18 protein-coding genes and 1 pseudogene are annotated in these 19348 nt (G+C 68.1%); 7 read left to right on the top strand and 12 right to left on the bottom strand.

The genetic code is table 11. The features are described from left to right. Position 1 precedes the first annotated feature (1 nt). From AB0P21_RS00360 to AB0P21_RS00330, 7 genes are all read right to left on the bottom strand, one after another. Positions 2-1060: a dipeptide ABC transporter ATP-binding protein gene (locus tag AB0P21_RS00360; protein ID WP_363692632.1), complete on the bottom strand. Its 1059-nt coding sequence runs from the start codon at positions 1058-1060 to the stop codon at positions 2-4. Between the two features lie 26 nt (positions 1061-1086). Further along, positions 1087-2148: an ABC transporter ATP-binding protein gene (locus AB0P21_RS00355; protein WP_363692630.1), complete on the bottom strand. Its 1062-nt coding sequence runs from the start codon at positions 2146-2148 to the stop codon at positions 1087-1089. Beyond that, a complete protein-coding gene (locus AB0P21_RS00350) occupies positions 2145-3158 on the bottom strand; it encodes an ABC transporter permease (protein ID WP_363692629.1) in 1014 nt (337 codons plus the stop codon). Before AB0P21_RS00350 ends, AB0P21_RS00355 begins: the two co-directional genes overlap by 4 nt. Positions 3159-3258: 100 nt before the next feature. Further along, on the bottom strand, positions 3259-5034 hold the full coding sequence (locus AB0P21_RS00345) for an ABC transporter substrate-binding protein (protein ID WP_363692628.1): 1776 nt from the start codon (positions 5032-5034) through the stop codon (positions 3259-3261). Between the two features lie 57 nt (positions 5035-5091). Next, a complete protein-coding gene (locus AB0P21_RS00340; protein ID WP_363692627.1) occupies positions 5092-6084 on the bottom strand; it encodes an ABC transporter permease in 993 nt (330 codons plus the stop codon). Between the two features lie 227 nt (positions 6085-6311). Next, positions 6312-7883, bottom strand: a complete 1572-nt coding sequence (locus AB0P21_RS00335; RefSeq protein WP_363692625.1) for an ABC transporter substrate-binding protein — start codon at positions 7881-7883, stop codon at positions 6312-6314. 50 nt (positions 7884-7933) lie between these two features. Beyond that, the gene (locus AB0P21_RS00330) at positions 7934-8584 is read right to left on the bottom strand and encodes an HAD family phosphatase (protein WP_363692623.1); all 651 of its coding nucleotides are present in this window, start codon (positions 8582-8584) and stop codon (positions 7934-7936) included. Positions 8585-8727: 143 nt separating this feature from the next. Here AB0P21_RS00330 and AB0P21_RS00325 point away from each other — a divergent pair, with 143 nt between their 5' ends. From AB0P21_RS00325 to AB0P21_RS00315, 3 genes are all read left to right on the top strand, one after another. Beyond that, positions 8728-9573, top strand: a complete 846-nt coding sequence (locus AB0P21_RS00325) for a PAC2 family protein (protein ID WP_363692622.1) — start codon at positions 8728-8730, stop codon at positions 9571-9573. A gap of 95 nt (positions 9574-9668) precedes the next feature. Next, entirely contained in the window at positions 9669-10454 is a 786-nt protein-coding gene (locus AB0P21_RS00320; protein ID WP_363692621.1) for a L,D-transpeptidase, read from the top strand. 42 nt (positions 10455-10496) lie between these two features. Further along, complete coding sequence (locus AB0P21_RS00315) at positions 10497-11393, top strand: hypothetical protein (protein ID WP_363692620.1); 897 nt, start codon at positions 10497-10499, stop codon at positions 11391-11393. Positions 11394-11395: 2 nt separating this feature from the next. On the opposite strand, the gene mshC is transcribed toward AB0P21_RS00315, so the two are convergent. Beyond that, positions 11396-12616, bottom strand: a complete 1221-nt coding sequence (gene mshC, locus AB0P21_RS00310) for a cysteine--1-D-myo-inosityl 2-amino-2-deoxy-alpha-D-glucopyranoside ligase (RefSeq protein ID WP_363692618.1) — start codon at positions 12614-12616, stop codon at positions 11396-11398. Between the two features lie 83 nt (positions 12617-12699). Then, complete coding sequence (locus AB0P21_RS00305; protein ID WP_363692616.1) at positions 12700-13509, bottom strand: NAD(P)H-binding protein; 810 nt, start codon at positions 13507-13509, stop codon at positions 12700-12702. Between the two features lie 89 nt (positions 13510-13598). Between AB0P21_RS00305 and AB0P21_RS00300 the strand changes: the two genes are divergently transcribed. Further along, positions 13599-14507 carry an AraC family transcriptional regulator gene (locus AB0P21_RS00300; protein ID WP_363692614.1) on the top strand — a complete coding sequence of 303 codons (909 nt, stop codon included), beginning with the start codon at positions 13599-13601 and terminating at the stop codon, positions 14505-14507. Here AB0P21_RS00300 and AB0P21_RS00295 read toward each other — a convergent pair. From AB0P21_RS00295 to AB0P21_RS00285, 3 genes are read right to left on the bottom strand one after another with little or no spacing between them, the layout of a single operon-like run. After that, positions 14504-15295: an SCO1664 family protein gene (locus tag AB0P21_RS00295; protein ID WP_363692613.1), complete on the bottom strand. Its 792-nt coding sequence runs from the start codon at positions 15293-15295 to the stop codon at positions 14504-14506. The two genes, AB0P21_RS00300 and AB0P21_RS00295, sit on opposite strands and share 4 nt — an antisense overlap. Next, positions 15292-15867: a DUF3090 domain-containing protein gene (locus tag AB0P21_RS00290; RefSeq protein WP_363692612.1), complete on the bottom strand. Its 576-nt coding sequence runs from the start codon at positions 15865-15867 to the stop codon at positions 15292-15294. Before AB0P21_RS00290 ends, AB0P21_RS00295 begins: the two co-directional genes overlap by 4 nt. 12 nt (positions 15868-15879) lie before the next feature. After that, on the bottom strand, positions 15880-16590 hold the full coding sequence (locus AB0P21_RS00285; protein ID WP_363692611.1) for an MSMEG_4193 family putative phosphomutase: 711 nt from the start codon (positions 16588-16590) through the stop codon (positions 15880-15882). 49 nt (positions 16591-16639) lie between these two features. Here AB0P21_RS00285 and corA point away from each other — a divergent pair, with 49 nt between their 5' ends. The 3 genes and pseudogenes from corA (at position 16640) to AB0P21_RS00270 (ending at position 19316) form a co-directional block, all read left to right on the top strand. Next, positions 16640-17614, top strand: a complete 975-nt coding sequence (corA, locus tag AB0P21_RS00280; protein ID WP_363692610.1) for a magnesium/cobalt transporter CorA — start codon at positions 16640-16642, stop codon at positions 17612-17614. A gap of 54 nt (positions 17615-17668) precedes the next feature. Beyond that, positions 17669-18127: pseudogene (locus tag AB0P21_RS00275) on the top strand (RNA polymerase sigma factor); the annotation flags it as partial. 136 nt (positions 18128-18263) lie between these two features. Then, positions 18264-19316, top strand: coding sequence for a hypothetical protein (locus AB0P21_RS00270; protein ID WP_363692609.1), 1053 nt, complete (start codon positions 18264-18266; stop codon positions 19314-19316). Positions 19317-19348 lie beyond the last annotated feature (32 nt).

Here is a 19348-nt window from a genome sequence, read left to right as displayed (position 1 = left end):
ATCAGCTGGCAGTAGCCTTGCGCGGCGCTTCGCCGCCTTCCTGGTTTTCCGGGAAGTGGCAAGCCGTCTGGTGGCCCGGAGCCAGCTGCAGCAGCGGCGGTTCCACCGTCTTGCAGATGTCCTGGGCCTTCCAGCAGCGCGTGTGGAAGCGGCAGGCCGGCGGCGGGTTGATCGGGCTGGGGACGTCGCCCTGGAGGCGGATGCGCTCCTGCTTGCCGCGGCGCTTGGTGTCCGGGATCGGGACGGCCGAGAGCAGGGCCAGGGTGTACGGATGCATCGGCTTCTCGTAGAGGTCGACGCGGTCGGCGATCTCCACGATCTTGCCGAGGTACATCACCGCTACCCGGTCCGAGACGTGCCGGACGACCGAGAGGTCGTGGGCGATCATCACGTAGGTGAGGTCGAACTCGTTCTGCAGGTCTTCGAGCAGGTTGACGACCTGGGCTTGGATGGAGACGTCCAGGGCCGAGACGGGCTCGTCGGCGACGATCAGCTTCGGGCGCAGTGCCAGGGTGCGGGCGATGCCGATCCGCTGGCGCTGGCCGCCGGAGAACTCGTGCGGGTAGCGGTTGTAGTGCTCGGGGCTCAGGCCCACCAGTTCGAGGAGTTCCTGGACGGCCTTCTTGGTGCCGCCCTCGGTCTTCACGTTCTGCAGCCGGAACGGGGCGCCGACGATCTTGCCGACCGTGTGCCGCGGGTTCAGTGAGCCGTACGGGTCCTGGAAGATCATCTGGACGTCTTTGCGCAGCGGCCGCATCTTGCCCTCGGACAGGTGCGTGATGTCCTCGCCCTCGAAGACGATCTTGCCCGCGGTCGGCTCCAGCAGGCGGGTTAGCAGCCGGCCGGTGGTGGTCTTGCCGCAGCCGGACTCCCCCACCAGCGAGAACGTCTCGCCCTTCTTGACGCTGAAGTCCAGCCCGTCGACAGCCTGTACTGCGCCGGTCTGGCGCTGCAGCAGTCCCTTGCGGATGGGGAAGTGCTTCACCAGGCCCGTGACCGACAGCAGCGTCTCGCCGGTCGGCGGCGTCGCTGCGGTCGGTTCGGTGTCAGTCGTGGTCACGGTTGCTCCGTCAGTCCCCTGTGAGTTCACAGCTTCGGCAAGATGTCGGTTTCCCAGCTCTGCTTGCGCAGTTCCGGGGTGAGGTGGCAGGCCACCTGGTGGCCGTCACCGATGTCGAGCAGCTCCGGCCGGTCGGTCTCGCTGGCGCCGTCGTTCAGGTGCGCGTAGTTGCAGCGCGGGTTGAACGCACAGCCGGTCGGGACGTTGATCAGGCTGGGCGGCGTGCCCTTGATCGGGATCAGCCGGTCGGTGCGCTCCCGGTCGATCCGCGGCATCGAGCCGAGCAGGCCCCAGGTGTAGGGGTGCTGCGGCCGGTCGAAGATGTCCTCGGCCGTGCCGTACTCGATCGCGCGGCCGGCGTACATCACCTGGATGTCGTCGGCCAGCTCGGCGACCACGCCCAGGTCGTGGGTGATGATGATGACGGCCGAGTTGAACTCGCGCTGCAGGTCCCGGATCAGGTCCAGGATCTGCGCCTGCACGGTGACGTCGAGCGCGGTGGTCGGCTCGTCGGCGATCAGCAGGTCGGGGTCGCAGGACAGCGCCATCGCGATCATCGCGCGCTGCCGCATCCCGCCGGAGAACTGGTGCGGGTAGGCGTCCACCCGCTTGTCCGGCTGCGGGATACCGACCCGGTCGAGCATCTCGATCGCGTGCTTGCGGGCGACCTGCTTGCTGACCTTGTTGTGGACCTGGTAGGCCTCGATGATCTGCTTGCCGACCGTGTAGAACGGGTGCATCGCCGACAGCGGGTCCTGGAAGATCATCGCCATCCGCTTGCCGCGGAGCAGCCGGACCTCCTCCGGGGTGGAGGAGATCAGGTCCTGGCCGTCGAGAAACACCTCGCCGGAGATCTTCGCCGTACCACGCTTGTGCAGGCCCATGATCGACAGGCTGGTCACGCTCTTGCCGGAGCCGGACTCGCCCACGATGCCGAGCGTCTTGCCGCGCTCGAGCTGGAACGAGATGCCGTCCACCGACTTCACGATGCCGTCGTCGGTCGGAAAGTGCACCTGCAGGTTCCGGACGTCGAGGAACGCCTCGCCCCGCGGGACCCGTTGGGTGGTGTCTTGCACAGCTTCGGTCACGAGATTCGCACCCTCGGGTCGACGACGGCGTACAGGAGATCGACTACCAGGTTGGCCAGCACGATGAAGAACGCGGCCACCAGTGTCACGCCCAGCACCTTCGGCAGGTCGTTGGCGCGCAGCGCGATCACGGCGTACTGGCCGATGCCGGGCAGCGAGAAGGTGGTCTCGGTCAGGATCGCGCCGCCCATCAGCAGGCCGAGGTCGAGACCGAAGATGGTCAGGATCGGGGTCAGCGCGGAGCGCAGGCCGTGCTTGACGACGACGTCGCCCTCCTTCAGCCCCTTGGCCCGGGCCGTCCGGACGAAGTCCTCGTTCATCGTCTCGAGCATCCCGGCCCGGGTCAGCCGTGCGTACGCCGCGGCGTACAGGAAGGCCAGCGTGACCCACGGCAGGATCAGGTCGTAGGCCCACCAGATCGGATTCGTCTCGTCGAGCGGATTGGTTCCGCCCTCCGCGGTCCAGCCGAGGCCGTAACTGAAGACGGACAACGACAACAGACCGGTGAAGAAGATCGGCAGCGAGACGCCGGCCAGTGCGACCGACATCAGCGACCGGTCCAGCACCGAGCCGCGTTTCAGCGCGGAGACGATGCCGGTGCCCACGCCGGTGAGCAGCCAGATGAAGGCCGCACCACCGGCGAGGGACGCGGTGACTGGTATTCGGGCTTTCAGATCCGGCCAGACCGGGGTCTGGGTCAGGAACGAGTACCCGAAGCAAGGTGCCGGGCAGCGCTCGGTCGCCGGACCGTAGTTGTAGTCCTGCCCGACGACCAGGCCCTTCACGAAGCGGCCGTACTGCACGTAGAGAGGGTCGGTGAAGCCGAGCCGCACCGCCGTCTGGTGGATCTGCTCTGCACCCGCGCTCTTACCGACATAGCGCGAGGCCAGGTCGTCGGCGGTCGCACCGCCGAGCTTGGGCACCTGGAAGAAGATCGAGAATGTGACGGCCGTGACGATGAAGAGCAGGATTACTGCTCCGATCACCCGGCGGACCAGATATGCGAACACCGTGCTCGGCGTGGTGGCCGATGATCATCGCTGATCATCGGCCACCGAAGCCTTCACCTACCTCTGCTGGCGAAATGGTTGTTCAGGGCAACCGATTGGGCTACTTGAGGCCGATGCCCGCGTAGTCGTACATGTTCTGACCGTCGTTGGAGAACACGTTGGCCAGGGTGTCCGGGCGGTACAGCAGGGCCTTGGCCCAGGTACCCGGCAGAACTCCGGCCTCGTCCATGACCTTCTTGTCGACGCCGGCCCAGATCTCGTTACGGGCGCCCTCGTCCGTGGTGGTCAGCGCCTTGTCGATCATCGCGTCGACCTCGGGGATCCGCACACCCAGGTTGCTGTTACCACCGGTCTCGCGGATGACCCGGCTGTCCACGATCTGGCTCAGGAAGCCGAAGCCGTCGCCCCAGTCCGCACCCCAGCTGTAGATGATCAGACCGAGCTTGTTGGCCTTGGCGAAGTCCGGCTTGCCGGCGTAGAGCTTGGTGTAGTCACCGGTCGGGTAGGGCTTGGTGGTGAGGATGATGCCGGCCTTCTTCAGCGACTGCTGCAGGGTCTCGGCGACCGCCTTCTCCTTGGCCCGGTCGGCCCGGTAGGAGATGTTGACGGCGAAGCCGTTCGGCTGGCCGCACTCCTTGAGCGCCGCCTTGGCCTTCTCGACGTTGCCGTTCTTGTCGGCCTCGAAGCCGTAGTCGTCGAACTTCTTGGCACCGACGACCAGCGGCGGCATCAGGTTGGTGGCGATGTCGCCACCGATCGGGCCACCGTAGGCACGCTGGTAGCCCTCGTGGTCGGCCGCGTAGAGGACCGCCTTGCGGCAGTTCACGTTGTCCAGCGGCGGAACCTGGCTGTTCAGCACGGTGAAGTTGAGTCGCGACGCCGGCACGTTGTCGGAGTGCGCCTTCAGCTTCGGGTCGGCCAGGATCTTGGCCTGGGTCTCCGCCTGCACGCCGGTACCGGCGAGGTCGACGTCGAGGTCACCGGCGATCAGCCGGTTGTCGATGTCGGTGCCGTTGACGTTGTAGGCGATGTTGATCGAGTCCGGCAGCGCCTTGCGGCCCGAGTCCGGGTCGGTCGAGGCGTCGTACTGGTCGTTGCGGACCAGGGTGAAGCCCTTGTTCGAGTCGTAGGTGCCGAACTTGTACGGACCGGTCGAGACCGGGTGCTCCTTGTACTTCGCGCCGGTGTCCTTCGCCTGCGGCACCGGAGCGGTGGACGGCAGCTGCGCGAAGTAGTCGAAGCTCGCGAACGGCTTGTTCAAGTGGAAGACGATGGTCTGGTCGTCCGGGGTCTCGATCGCCTTGGCGACACCGGTCAGCGCCTTGTCCTTGTAGACGCTGTATCCCTTCGGCACGTCCAGCAGGAAGTCGTTGAAGTACGTCGGTCCGCTCGGCAGCGTCGCCTTGTCGAGCGACCGCGCGACGGCGTACTTGACGTCCTTCGAGGTGACCGGCGTGCCGTCCTCGAACTTGACGCCCTTGCGGATCTTGTAGGTCCAGGTCTTGGCGCCGTCACTGGGCACGCCGGCCGCCTCGGCCAGGTCCGGGACCGGCTTCGCGCCGTCGGCACCCGGTGCGACCTTGAAGGTCATCAACGGCCGGACATAGTTCCGGACCAGGTTCCACGACAACCCGAAGTAGGTGTCACCGGGGTCGGGCGAGTCCCACGCCTCGGTGATCGCCATCCGCAACGTGCCACCCTTTTTGTCGCTCGGGTTGAACACCTTGTTGACGGCCCCGTTGAACTCGGCGGTCGAGCCGCCGCCCTCGGAGCTGCCTCCACCCGGAGTGGCCTTCGGTCCCCCACAAGCCACGACCAGGCTCAAGGCGACGGCCGCACTGACGACGGTCGCCGTCTTCATGCGATTCCATCTCATCTTTTCTTGCACCCCTTTTTTTGTGAGAGCCCAGGCTCCCTGGTTGGAGAGAAGTTCTCAGCGCGAGCGTGGGTCGAGCGCGTCCCGCAAGCCGTCGCCGAACAGGTTGAAGGCCAGCACCGTGACGAAGATCGCGAGGCCCGGCCAGACCATGTACATCGGGTCGACCCGGTACCAGTTGGCGGCGATCGAGAGCATGTCGCCCCAGCTGGCCGTCGGCGGGCGGACACCCACGCCGAGGTACGACAGGCCGGCCTCGAACAGCACGTTGGTCGGGATCAGCAGCGTGGCGTAGACCAGGATCGGCGCGATCAGGTTCGGCAGCAGCTCGGTGAACAGGATGTACGGCCGGCGGGCGCCGAGGCTGCGGGCCGCGTCGACGAACTCCCGCTCGCGCAGCGACAGCGTCTGACCCCGGATAATCCGGCCGATGTAGGGCCAGCTGAAGAAGCCGATGATGAAGACGATCAGCGCGACCCGCAGCGAGTCGCCTTCCAGGCCGAGGATCGAGTCCGGCACCGCACCGACCAGCGCCAACGCGAACAGCACCAGCGGGAAAGCCAGGAAGATGTCCATCAACCGGCTGATCAGGGTGTCGACCCAGCCGCCGAAGTAGCCCGCGATGATCCCCATCGCGACACCGATCACCACCGACACCAAGGTCGCCAGGAACGCGATCAGCAGCGAGATCCGGGCACCGTAGACGATCCGGGCCAGGATGTCGCGGCCGTTCACCGGCTCGATCCCGAACGGGTGGTCACCGCTCATCCCGCCGAGCTTGCCGATCGGGGTCTGCAGCGACGGGTCGACCAGATCCTGGTGGAAGTCGTTCGGAGTGACGCCGAAGATCTTGCAGATCAGCGGCGCGGTGACAGCGACCAGAATCAGCAGGAGGACGATGACGCCACCCGCGATCGCGATCTTGTCCCGCTTGAGCCGCATCCAGGAGATCTGCCACAGCGAGCGGCCCTCGATCTTGCGAACACCAGCGAGAACGGCTTCCGGCTGCGCCGACTCCGACCCCGGTGCGACCTCGAGTGGTGCGCTCACGCGATGGGTACCCCTGCCTCGTGTTTGTGGAACCGGCAGAACCGGTATAGCTGGCGGCCTTAACTTGCCGTCATTACTCGCTGGAGTCAAACGACGAAAGTGCTGCGTTGCTCGATCGTGATGAGTAGGAAATCGTCCCGTATCGTGGGACAACACGCAGTACAGCATGCACCTACTGAGGGTCGCTGGCGACGCGCTGTCACTGGCACCGACGGGCCAGAACCCAACTACTTGCGTAGCGGCGAGAAGTACAGGAAAGACAGCGGACTGAGCGTCCGGTCCACGTCTTCGATGTTCTTGCCGGCCACCACCGTGACGCGACCCTGCCAGGTCGGGATCACCGGGGCGTCGACGGCCAGCAGGTTCTGCAGCTCGGTCAGTGACGCTTCGCGTTCGAGCTGGTTCTGCTCGGCGATCTCCTGATCCATCAGCTTGTTCGCCGCCGCACTGCGATAACCGTTCTGGAACAGCCCGCCGTCGCGTACGAACGGCTGCAGGTAGTCACCACTGTCGAGGTAGTCCGGAAAGAGACCGGCCTGGTAGAGGTCGTACGCCCCGGCCCGCGCGAGTTGCAGGTACTTCGGCCACTCCGCGCTCCGCAGCACCACCTTGAACAACCCCGAAGCCTCCAGTTGCCGCTTCAGCTCCAGCACCTCGGCCTTCGCCCGTACGCCGTACTGCGAGGGCGTCCACCCGACGTTCAACGTGACCGGCGTGGTGAACCCCGCCTCGCGCAGGATCGCCGCCGCGGCGACCTTGCCCGGCTCCTTGTATTGCGTCCGGAACGGCTCCACATGTCCCGCGAACCCCGGCGGCACCACGGAGTACAGCGGCGTGACGTGATCGCCGTACGCCAGCTTGGCGATGGCCGGCCGGTCGATCAGCTGCGCCACAGCCCGTCGTACGGCGGGATTGCGGGCGACCGTCGAGCGCATGTGGAAGGAGAAGAACCGGATCTCAGCCGATCCTCCGTCGACCACCTGCACCTGGTCGCCGGCGCGCAGCTTGTCCAGCGTGCCCGGCCCGAACCCGTGGTACGCGACGTCGGCCTGGCCGGTCGTGACGGCCTTCGACAGCGACGACCCGTTCGGCACCACGCTGACCTCGACCGAGTCGTTCTGCGCGGCGCGCGGCCCGCGGTAGCCCTTGAACTTGCCGAGCACCGCGGTCGAGCCGGCCTGGTACGACCTCAGCTGGTACGGGCCGCTGCCCATCGCGTTGTCGTTGAGCAGCTTGCTCGCCGGATAGAACTGCTCGTCGACGATCGACGCGGCGGTGGTGGTCAGCAGGTACGGCAGCCGTGCGTCGGGCTTCTTCAACGTGAAGACGGCCGTCAGCCGGTCCGGCGTGCTGACCGAGGCCAGCGAGGTGAACAGTCCAGCGGGACCGCCCGGCGTCTTCAGCTTGAGCATCCGGTCGAAGCTGAACTTGACGTCCGACGACTCCAGCTCGTGCCCGTTCGGGAAGGTGAGGCCGTCCTTCAGGCTGCAGGTGTACGTCGTCGGCGCGTCGTACTGGCAGTCGGCGGCGTCCGGCACCGGCGTCGGCTTGTCCGGAAGTATCGTCAGCAACGTCTGGAAGAGGTTGGCCTGCAGCGTCCGGGAGCCGATCTCGTACGGACCGGCCGGGTCGAGCGAGCTGACCGTGTCGGTGGTCGCCACCTTGATGACCAGTTCCTTCGGCGTCGTATCGCCTTCGTTCGGCTTGTCCGCGCCGGACTTCCCGCAGCCCGCGAGCGAACCCGCCAGCACGCCGGCCAGCGCGAGCCAAACGGCGCGACGCTTCAGCACAGTCACCATCCCAACCTTCCCCCGGAACACCCCCCACAGCACCCCAAGAAGGTATCCCGTCAACGGAGCAAGTCGCGCAGCGCGTCCGGGCTGAGCGCTTCCAGTGACTCCAGCACCAGCCGCCGCGGCGCCGCCGGGATGGCCACCCATTGCGGCACGGCGACGACGAACGCGCCCGCCGCAGTACCGGATTGGGTGCCGCCCGGAGAGTCCTCGATCACTACGCAGTTGGCCGGATCGACCTGCAGCTCGGCCGCTGCCGTCAGATAAGGCTCCGGGTGCGGCTTGCCGTTGCGGACCTCGTCGCCGGCCACGATCACGTCGAACAGATCCGGCGGCAGATGGGACAGCACGGCGTCGATCATCACCCGGTACGACGCGGAGACCAGCGCGCACGGGACGCCCGCCGCCTTCAGGCCGGTCAGCAACTCGAGCGCGCCGGGTCGCAGTACGACCTCGTTCTTGAGGGTGCCGACCACTTCGCTGTAGATCCGCTCGGCCAGTTCGTCGGGCTCGATCGCCCCGGCGGGCAGCGCGGCCAGCCAGACCTTCACCGCATGGGAGAGGTCGCTGCCGACCAGCGCCGTACAGTCCTCGACCGTCCAGGTGCCGCCGAGTTCGGTGAGGACGTCGATCTGCACCCGCGCCCAGACCGGCTCCGTATCCACCAACGTGCCGTCCATGTCCCAGAGCACCGCTTGGAGGGTCATACCGAGATCCTACGGAGTGCGGCCGACACCCTTTCGGCTGGCCGTGAAACGACCGCCGCCGAGCGCGCGTTCGACGTAGGCTGGGCAGTCCGACAGTGCTCACTCAACAGGGCTCAACAGACGACTAGGACGGGGGATGGCGAGTGGTAGATCTCGCGAACCTGAGGGATCCGGTCGTGATCGCCGCGTTCGAAGGCTGGAACGACGCGGCCGAGGCGGCCACCGGAGCGGTCGACCACCTCATCGAAGAGTGGGACGCGGAGCTCGTCACCGCGATCGACCCCGAGGAGTACTACGACTTCCAGGTGAAACGGCCCGAGGTCGAGTTCGACGACGAGGGAGTCCGGCGGCTGACCTGGCCGACCACCCGGATCTTCCTGGCCCGGCCGGACGACACCGACCGCGACGTGCTGCTGGTCCGCGGGATCGAACCGAACATGCGCTGGCGCGGCTTCTGCCGCGAGCTGCTCGAGGTCGTCGACGAGTCGAACGCGCAACTCGTCGTCGTCCTCGGCGCCCTGCTCGCCGACTCACCGCACACCCGGCCGATCCCGGTCACGGCGTCCTCGTCGGACCCGGAGCTGACCGCGTCGTGGAGTCTGGAGCCGTCGAGCTACGAGGGCCCGACCGGGATCACCGGCGTCTTCGCCGACCTGTGCGGCGCCCTCGGCGTACCAGCGGTCTCGATCTGGTCGGCGATCCCCCACTACATCGCCGGTACTCCGTGCCCGAAGGCGTCGCTGGCACTGCTCAGCAAGGTCGAGGCGTTGCTGGACCTCCCGATCCCCGAGGGCGACCTGCCTGAGCTGGCCCGGGCCTGGCAGCGCGGCGCGGACGAACTCAGCGAAGAGGACCCCGAGGTCGCGGAGTACGTGGCGTCGCTGGAGGAGCAGCGCGACACCACCGACCTGCCCGAGGCCAGCGGGGACGCGATCGCGGCCGAGTTCGAGCGCTACCTTCGCCGGCGCAACACGGATCGCCCTGAGTAACCGCCTCGTTCAGAAAAGATGTACTGAGGAGTAGCTTCTTCGGTCGAGGCGGCTTATGGTCGTCTCGACCGACGGGGAAACACGGGGAGCCGGGGATGCGCAAGGTACGCGCGAACGAGCGCGGTGGCGGTTCGATCGGGGCACTGGCCGTGCTCCTGGTGCTGGCCACTGTTGCCGTCGTCGGGTTCCTCGGCAACCGCAAGGACGCCGCCCCGGTGGTCGATCTGACCGTTCTGCCGGGTTCTTCGACGCAGACCACCATCGCCGCCGCGCCGCTCGATCCGGAGCCGTTCGGCGGTACCGACGGCCTGGTCGTCCACCCGCGCACCCAGACCGCCCTGTACTCCGCGCCTGACGCGGAGCCGTTCGCCAAGATCGGGCCGACCCAGTTCGGGCCGACCTGGTTGCCCGTCGTCAGCAAGCTGGACGGCTGGTTGCAGGTGTTGTTGCCGTCGAAGCCGAACCGCTCGACCGGCTGGGTCCGGGACGAGGGCCTGGATCGCGCCTCCTCGGCGTACCTGATCCGGGTGCACACCGGATCGCGGACGATCGAGCTGTTCGAGAACGGCAAGAGCCTCGGCAGCTGGAAGGCCGGCGTCGGGGCGAAGGCCACGCCGACACCGTCCGGGCGGACCTTCCTGCTCGGGTCGATCGTCGACAGCAAGCGGTCCGCCTCGCCGATCGTGCTGCCGCTGGGTGCGCACAGTCCCACTCTGGACACGTTCGGTGGCGGTCCTGGTACGGTCGCGATCCACGGCTGGCCCAGACCTGATGTCTTCGGCGCTGCGATCAGCGCCGGCTGTGTCCGGGTGCCGAAGGTGGCGCTCAGCAAGCTTCAGAAGGTGCCGCTCGGGACTCTCGTTCTGATCGACGGCAAGTAGCTCTTCGAAATGCACTGTTCGGTAGACGAAGTGAGGATTCCGATGCGACGACAGCTAGTGCCGACCATCACGACGTTCGCAGCCGTGACCGGCGTCGTGGCGTTCACGCTGGTCGCCAGCGCTCCCGTTGGCAACGCGGCGGCGCGCGCCTCCTCGGCGTACGCGGTCAGTGCCGAGGGACAGGTGCCGGTCGCCAGGACGCCGTACGCCGAATCGCTGGACGGCAAGCGGAACAGCTCCTCCGCGCTCGAGCTGCCGAAGAACCCGCTGCTGTCCGTGCGGGCCGGCACCGTGACCGCCGCGAACAACGCCGCCTCGGTCGAGCTGTTCGACATCGTCGTCGGCCCGGACATCCTCAACCAGGTGAAGCTGCCGCCGGACCTGAAGAAGAGCTGCGACACCCTGCCCGCGACCGGCGCCGACGACCTGCCGATCCCGAAGCTCCCGCTGCCCGACCTGGGCATCCCGCTGCCGGACCTCAGCACGATCGACCTGCCGGTCAAGAACCTGCCGGACCTGTGCAAACTGCTGCTCACCCCGCCGAGCTCGCTGCTCGGCATCGAGTCCGTCACCGTCTGGTGCACGGGCACCACGGGCGGCGTCGATGTCGGCGCCCTGACGCTGCTCGGTCGGCGGATCGCGGTACCGACGGTCAAGCAGGGCGCGACGATCCCCGCCGCTCCCCTGGCGACCATCACCATCAACGAGCAGACCAAGCACTCGGACGGCGCGTTCACGATCACTGGCCTGACCATCAATCTCGGTGGCGGCACCGAGGTGATCCGCTTGGCCTCGGCAACCTGCGCGAAGCCGGCCGCCAAGGCCACCCCGAAGCCGACTCAGCCGAAGACCACGCCGCCGGTGCCTGCACCTGAAGCGCCTGCGCCGGCCGCGCCCGTGCCGACTCCGGTGAAGACCCACCACCCGGTCACCGGCTAGTACTACAGCTCAACCCCCAGCAGCGCATCAACCGCCTGCGCCACCAACGCCGGCGCGGCGGTGTCATCCCCGTTGCTCTCAGCCCAGAGATCAACGGCAGCCAGCGCCGCCGCCGCATCCAAGTCATTGGTCAACGCAGCCCGCACGGCATCAACCACCGCCGCGCCGTCAGGACCTGAGCCGCGACCGATCGCGCCCCGCCAGATGTCCAACCGCTCCTGCGCGGCCAGCAGGTCCGTCTCGGTCCAGAACCAGTCAGTCCGATAGTGATGCGCCAGCAACACCAACCGGATCGCCATCGGATCGGTCCCGCCCAACCGCTCCTTGGAGACCAGCACCAGATTTCCCTTGGACTTGGACATCTTCTCGCCGTCCAGCCCGACCATCGCCTGGTGCACGTAAGCCCGCGCGAACGGGTGCTCACCAGTGGCGACCTCAGCCCCGCTCGCCGACATCTCGTGGTGCGGGAAGATCAGGTCACTCCCACCACCCTGAACATCGAACGTCATCCCCAGATACTTCAGCGCGATCGCCGAGCACTCCACGTGCCACCCCGGCCGCCCACGGCCGAACGGCGACTCCCAAGCCGGCTCGCCCGGCCGCTCGGCCCGCCACAGCAGGCTGTCGAGCGGATCCTGCTTACCCGCGCGATCAGGGTCGCCACCCCGCTCGGCGAACAACGCGCGCATCGTCTCCGCGTCGTACCCCGACACCCCACCGAACCGGGGATCGGCCTTCACCGCGAAGTACAGGTCACCGTCGACGTCATAGACGGCACCGGCCCGCTGCAGGTCCTCGATCGCGCCGATGACGAGATCGATCGACTCGACCACGCCGACGTAGTTCTGCGGCGGAACCACCCGCAGCGCGGTCATGTCGTCGCGGAACAGCTGGATCTCCGACTGCGCCAGCTCGGTCCAGTCGACCCCGGTCGCGGTCGCCCGCTCGAGCAGCGGGTCGTCCACGTCGGTGATGTTCTGGGTGTAGTTCACGTCGTGCCCGGCGTCGCGCCACAGCCGGTTGATCAGGTCGAATGTGACGTACGTCGCAGCGTGCCCCATGTGGGTCGCGTCGTACGGCGTGATCCCGCAGACGTAGATCCGGGCCGCGGCGCCATCGGCCGGGTTCACCTCGACCAGCCCCGCGGACGCCGTGTCGTACAGGCGAAGACGCCGAGCCGGTCCGGCTACCACCGGGATTTCTGGTTGAGTCCAAGCCTGCATGAGAGGGAGCCTATCCAGTCAGCGGATTCGCGCCACGACCTGGCTCACTCCCCGATCCGCCGCGCAATTTTGGCCGCGATGCGCTAGGGCCGCCGCCAGACCCGTTCGACGTACTCCGCGAAGCTCGCCGCCGGCCGCCCGAGCAGCTTCTCCACGGTGTCGGTCGGCTCCGCGATGAGCCCCGCCCGCATCAACTCGAAGAGAGCCCCCAGCGCCTCGACAGCCGCCGCCGGATACCCCTCGGCGAGCAGCTCCGCCTCGTACTCCGCCGCCGACAGCTCGACGTACTCGATCGGCCGCCCGAGTGCCTCGGAGATCATCCCGACGGCCTCGGCGAAGGTGAGCGCCTCCGGCCCACTCAGCTCGTACACCTGCCCGAAGTGCCCGTCGCCGGTCAACGCGAGGGCAGCCACCTCAGCGACGTCCCGGACATCGATGAACGGCTCGGCAACAGCACCGATCGGCAACCCCAGCCGCCCGGCCAGCAACGGCTCACGCCAGGTGTACTCGTCGAAGTTCTGGTCGAAGTTGTTTGCCCTCACCACCGTCCAGCCAACCCCCGACGCGGCCACCGCCCGCTCGGCCGCGAGCATCTCGTGCCCGAACCGCCCGTCACTCCGGTCGAGCTCCCGCCCCGACAACACGACGAACCGCTCCACCCCGGCCTGCACCGCCTGCGCCACGAACGCCTCGATCGGCTCCGGATCCTCCGGCGCCACCAGATACACCGCCCGTAGTCCGGCCAGCACCGCCGGCCAGGTCTCCCGCTCGCCCCAGTCGAACCGCACCTCACCAGACCGCGACGCAGCCCGTACTTCGTTGCCATCGGCCCGCAACAGCGGCACCAGCCGCCGCCCGGTCTTCCCTGTCGCTGCCAGCACCAGAATCGTCATGCCCACCAGCCAACCGGTAAACCGGCGGCCGGGCCATGTGCGAGATGACCACGCACCTGTCCATTGGTCCCACCGTTTAGCTTGGGCCCATGGATCCCCTCGACGAGCTCCTGTACGCCGTCCGCGCGAACGGCGCCGTCCTCGGTACGCCGGCCCTGGCCGCGGGCTCGGCGATCCGCTTCACCGACGGTTGCGCCCTCACCTTGTGCGCGCCGCTGCGAGGCGAAGGCTGGCTGGTCGTCGACGGCGAGACCGTGCACCTCGGGCCCGGCGAGACCGCCGTCGTTCGCGGTCCCGCGCCGTTCGTCTTCACCACCGACCTCGCCTCGACGGCCGATCCGGTCGACGTGAGCTGCGATGGCACGATCGCCGGCGAATCCATCGGCAGGTCCGGTTCCATCGGCGAAGAAGCGGGGGCGGCTGTTGCTGGAGGCACCGTCCTGCTCGCCGGCGCATACTACGTGCGGCAGGAGATGCCGCGCAGGCTGCTCAACGCCCTCCCACCAGTGATGGTCGTCGCCGACGAACTGGACTGCAGCCCACTGCTCGACTACATCGAGGCGAGCCTCGCCACTGGCAAGCACGGCCGCCAAGTCAGCCTGGACCGCCTACTCGACTGGCTGATGGTCTGCACCCTGCGCGACTGGTTCGACCTCAACTCGCCCCGCTGGTACACGGCTCTCAGCGACAGCGTCATCGGCCCGGTCCTCCAGGCCATGCACCGCTCCCCCGCCGACCCGTGGACGCTCGCATCACTGGCCGAGGTCGCCGCCGTCTCCCGAACCACGCTCGCCCGACGCTTCACCGATCTCACCGGCGAGAGCCCACTCGGCTATCTGACCGACCTGCGGATGACCCTGGCCGCCGACCTGCTCGCCGAGCCCGGCGCCTCGGTCGGCGCGGTCGCCCGCCGGATCGGGTACGCCGACGCGTTCAGCTTCAGCGCCGCCTTCAAACGCGAGCGCGGCATCAGCCCCAGCCAGGCCGCGACCGTCTAGAAAGCAGGCCAGGGAATCGCCGGCCAGTCCTCACTCGGCAGCGGAAAACTCCCGGTCTTCAACATCGTCGAGCACCGCTCCCGCGTCGCTGTCAGCTCCACGGCAGTGATCAACTCGTTCAACTCCGCCCCGAGCTGACCGGCCAACCCGTCAGCGAGCTTGCGAACGTCCTCCAGCAGCTCCGCCGGCACCGGAGTACCGGCCCAGCCCCAGAGCACCGTGCGCAGCTTGTCGTCAGCATTGAACGTCACACCGTGATCGACGCCGAACACCCGCCCGTCGCCCGGGTTCAGCACATGCCCACCCTTGCGGTCAGCATTGTTGACGACGGCATCGAACACCGCCATCCGCTGCAAGGCCAGGCTGTCCGCGTGCACCAACGTCACCGGGTTGTGCCGGCCGTCCAGCGCATCCAGCACGCTGAGCCACCCCTTCGGCACCCGTCCCTGCGGAACGATGTCGACCAGCTCGGTCTCGCCCGGCGACAACTCGGCCTCGTCGATCCACAGCTGCACCATGCCGACGCCCAGCGGCCCCTCGCGCAGCAACGTCGGCGGTACGACGCCCCACCCGAGCGCCTCCGAGACGACGTACGCGCCGTACTCGCGCTGGGCCAGCGTGCCGTCCGGGAAGTCCCACAGCGGCCGCTCGCCCTCGACCGGCTTGTAGACGACCGTCGCCGACTCGCCGTCGAGCGTGACCGTCCCCTGGAAGGTCCCGTTGGACGCGGCCATCAGGCGGCCGAGCAGATCCAGCTCACCGCGGGCGAGCAGGTCCGGGTCGATCATTCGCGGACGTGCCTGCGGTAGCCGTTGGCGCGCGGGCAGATGTGCCCCTCCGGATCGATCGGCCGTCCGCAGAACGGGCAGCTCGGCCGGCCGGACGCGACCAGCGCGACCGCCCGGCGGGCGAACGAGCGGGCCTGCTCCTCGCTGATCCGGACGATGAACACCTCGGCGTCCTCGGACTCCAGCGCCGCCGCGACCGGGTCGGACTCCTCCAGCTCGGCCTGCTCGGTGGCCACCACCGCGAAGACCTCGATCACCACCTTGTCGGTGTCGGCCTCCCAGGCCAGCGTCATGGTGCCGGCCCGGAACTCCTCCTCGATCGGCTGCTCCAGCGGATCGGTGTCGTCCAGCGTGGTCTGCTCGACCGGCTCCCGGTCGAACCGTCGGGCCACCTCGTCCAGCATCACGTCAAGCCGCTCCGCGAGCGCCATCACCTGTTCCTTCTCACAGGCCACCGAGGTCAGCCGGTTACCCGCCCTGGCCTGCAGGAAAAAGGTCCGGGCACCTGGTTCACCGACGGTGCCGGCGACGAACCGGTCCGGATCGTCATACGAATGCACTACGCGCGCCATACCTCGACCCTATTACCGTCCACCGACGACCGCGTCGGAGGACTGCACCCCGGACTTCCTGGCGCGTCCCTTGGCCTTCTCCGGCGGCTTCGGGATCAGCGAGCTGAGATCGCTGCCGGAGTCGTTCAGCCGGACCAGGAACGGCCGGGTCCGGGTGTAGGTGATGATCGTCGTGGAGGCGGTGTCGACCACGATCCGCTGGAAGCTGTCCAGGTGCTGACCGAGCGCGTCCGACACGATCGCCTTGATCACGTCACCGTGCGACACGGCCACCCAGACCGCGTTCTCGCCGTGCGAGGCCGCGATCGCCGCGTCGTGCGCCCGGATCGCGTCCACCGCGCGCTGCTGCATGCCGCGCATCGACTCGCCGTTCGGGAAGGTGACGCCGGACGGATGCGCCTGGACGACCGCCCAGAGCGGATCCTTGGCCAGGGTGGCGATCTTCTGCCCGGTCCAGTCGCCGTACCCGCACTCGGTCAGCCGCCGGTCCGTTGCCGGACGCAACGCCGAGTGGTGCTTGGCGATCGCCGCCGCGGTCTGTTTGCAGCGGTCCAGCGGCGAGGTGACGATCGCGGCCAGCGGCAGGGCGGCCAGTCGCTCACCCACCGCCGTCGCCTGCTGGACGCCGGTGTCGTCGAGCTTCACCCCTGGGGTCCGCCCGGCCAGTACGCCGGATGTGTTCGCACTGCTACGTCCGTGCCGGACCAGAATCACCGTGGGCATAAACCGCACGTTATCCGGTCGGGCAAGTCACCGGTGCCATGATGTGACCGTGATCGTGGATTGCGGGGTCTATTCCGAGGGCGAACGGCACAACCTGCCCAAAGATCCCGAGTCGGTGGCCGAGGCGATCGACGACGACGGCCAGGCGTTCGGCTGGATCGGGCTGTACGAGCCGACCGAGGCCGAGCTGACCCGCGTCCAGGGGCTGTTCGGCCTGCACCCGCTGGCCGTCGAGGACGCCCTCTCGCCGCATCAGCGGCCCAAGGTCGAGCGGTACGACGACTCGTTCGTGATGGTCCTCCGCACCCTGTGGTACGTCGACGCGGAGGACGCCGTCGAGACCGGCCAGGTGAGCATCTTCGTCGGCAAGCGGTACGTCGTCACCGTCCGGCACGGCGAAGGCGCCCCGCTGACCACCGCCCGCCAGGAGCTCGAGGACCGCGCCTCAGTCCTCGGCCACGGCCCCGCAGCGGTGCTCTGGGCGATCTGCGACTCGGTCGTCGACGGCTACGAGGCGGTCGCCGGTTCGGTCGAGATCGACGTCGACGAGGTGGAGACCTCGGTCTTCTCCCCCGAACGCACCTCGGACGCCGCCCGGATCTACACCCTGAAACGCGAGGTGCTGGAGATGCGCCGGGCGATCACCCCGCTCCGCGAGCCGATCGAGGCGTTCGCGCACGGAGCAGTACCAGGGATCAGCCACGAGGCCGCGCCGTTCTTCCGCGACGTCGCCGACCACGTGATCCGCGTCTCCGACCAGACCGAGGCCCTCGACACCCTGCTCAGCTCGGCCCTGAACGCCCACCTGGCCCGGGTCTCGGTCCAGCAGAACGACGACATGCGCCGGATCTCCGCCTGGGTCGCGATCGCCGCCGCCCCGACGATGATCGCCGGCATCTACGGCATGAACTTCGAGAACATGCCCGAACTGCGCTGGTACTACGGCTACTTCGCCGTCCTGGCCCTGATGTTCGTCACCTGCGGCTCGATGTACACCGGCTTCCGCAAGGCGGGCTGGCTCTGAGTTTCACCGCTCCTGACCTGTAACGACCCGCACGATGGTGGACATGGGGCAGGTATGACGACAACGCCGAGTCCACCGCATCCCGCGGCGCTGCGGGCCGTGCCGCCCGACGAGCTGCGGTTCCGCGAGATCTTCGACGGCAACTTCCGCGAACTGCTCGGGTACGCGTTACGCCGTACCGGCTCAGGTGACGACGCCGCCGACATCGTCTCCGAGACCATGCTGGTCGCCTGGCGACGGATCGGCGAGGTGCCCACCGACGACACCGCCAGACTCTGGCTGTACGGCGTCGCGCGGCGCGTCCTCGCCAACCACCGCCGCGGCCTGCTGCGCCGCGAACGCCTCGGCGAACGCCTCCGCCGGCAACTCGTCTCGGTCGTCCCCGACATCGCCGCCGCCTCGGACTCGGCCGGCGCGATCCGGCAGGCGCTGGACCAGCTCAGCGAGCCCGACCGCGAGCTGATCCTGCTGACCAGCTGGGAGGACCTCGACCCGCAAGAGGTCGCGATCGTCCTCGGCGTCTCGGCGGGAGCCGTCCGGACCCGCCTGCACCGAGCGCGGGCAGGCTGCGAAAAGCCCTCGGTGACGCCTTCGAGGATGACGGACATGTACGGGACGACAAGCAACCGCGACCAGCTCAGGAGGACCGATGAACGACCAAGAGCTCGACCGCCTGATCGCGCGGAGCAACCCGTACGGCGCCGACCGGATCGGCCAGTTGCCGACCGCCGGCTCCGACCTCCTCGAGGAGATCATGACCACCACCGCACCTGCCCCCGACATCGAAACCCCGACAACCGAGACCCCACGCGCGCCTCGGCGCCGCCGCATCCTGATCGCCGCGGCGGCCGCCGTGATCGCCGCCGGTGTAGGCGTGGGCGGCGCCCTCTTCCCGGACGGCAACCCGGCCGCACCGCCCTCGGCGTACGCGGCCGAGGCAGTCGCGGTCGCCCAGGCGAATCCGCGGCTGCTGCTCGACAAGCCCGGCTGGAAGGTCATCGCGATCGGCGCCTTCACCACGGAGTCCGGCGAGATCCACATCGGCGACGGCAAGCAGTCGCTGACCGTGCACTGGCGCCCGGCCGCGGAACACGACGGGTTCCTCACCGACCGCGGTAACACCACCGAGCAGCCGATCGAGCTGCTCGGGCAACGCGGCAAGCTGTTCGTCACCAAGGGCGGCAAGGTCGACTACTCGACCTACTCCACCGTCCTGCCGGTCAAGGGCGTGAACTTCCTCGACATCACCATGTCCGGCGGTTCGGAGCAGGCGTACCGCGGTCTGCTGGCCGCCCTGAAACCGGTCGACGTCAACACGTGGCTCGCTGCCCTACCCGCCTCGGCGGTGCAGGCGACCGACACCGCGACGGTGGTCAACGAGATGCTGGCCGACATCAAGGTTCCAGCCGGCTTCGACCCCAAGCCCCTGCAGCGGAGCGGGCTCTCCTCCCGCTACAACCTGGGTGCTGACGTCACGAGCGCGGTCAGCTGTGCCTGGATCAAGGAGTGGGAGAAGGCGAAGGCCGCCGGCGACACCGCTGGTGCGCAGGCCGCTGTCACCGCGATGCGGTCCAGCAAGTCGTGGAAGATCCTGCTGGAGATGAACAAGTCCGGCGCCTGGTCGCGGGACATCTGGACCATCCCCGACGCGATGGCGAAGGGCGCTGTGCATCCAGAGATCCGCGCTGGCGTCTGCCGCTAGCGGCCGCAGTACTGGGCTCTCACCACGAGAGC

The sequence above is a fragment of the Kribbella sp. NPDC056861 genome, assembly GCF_040687575.1.
Classification (GTDB): domain Bacteria; phylum Actinomycetota; class Actinomycetes; order Propionibacteriales; family Kribbellaceae; genus Kribbella.
The sequence above is the reverse complement of the archived record's forward strand: the minus strand, read 5'-3'. Positions and strand labels throughout refer to the sequence as shown.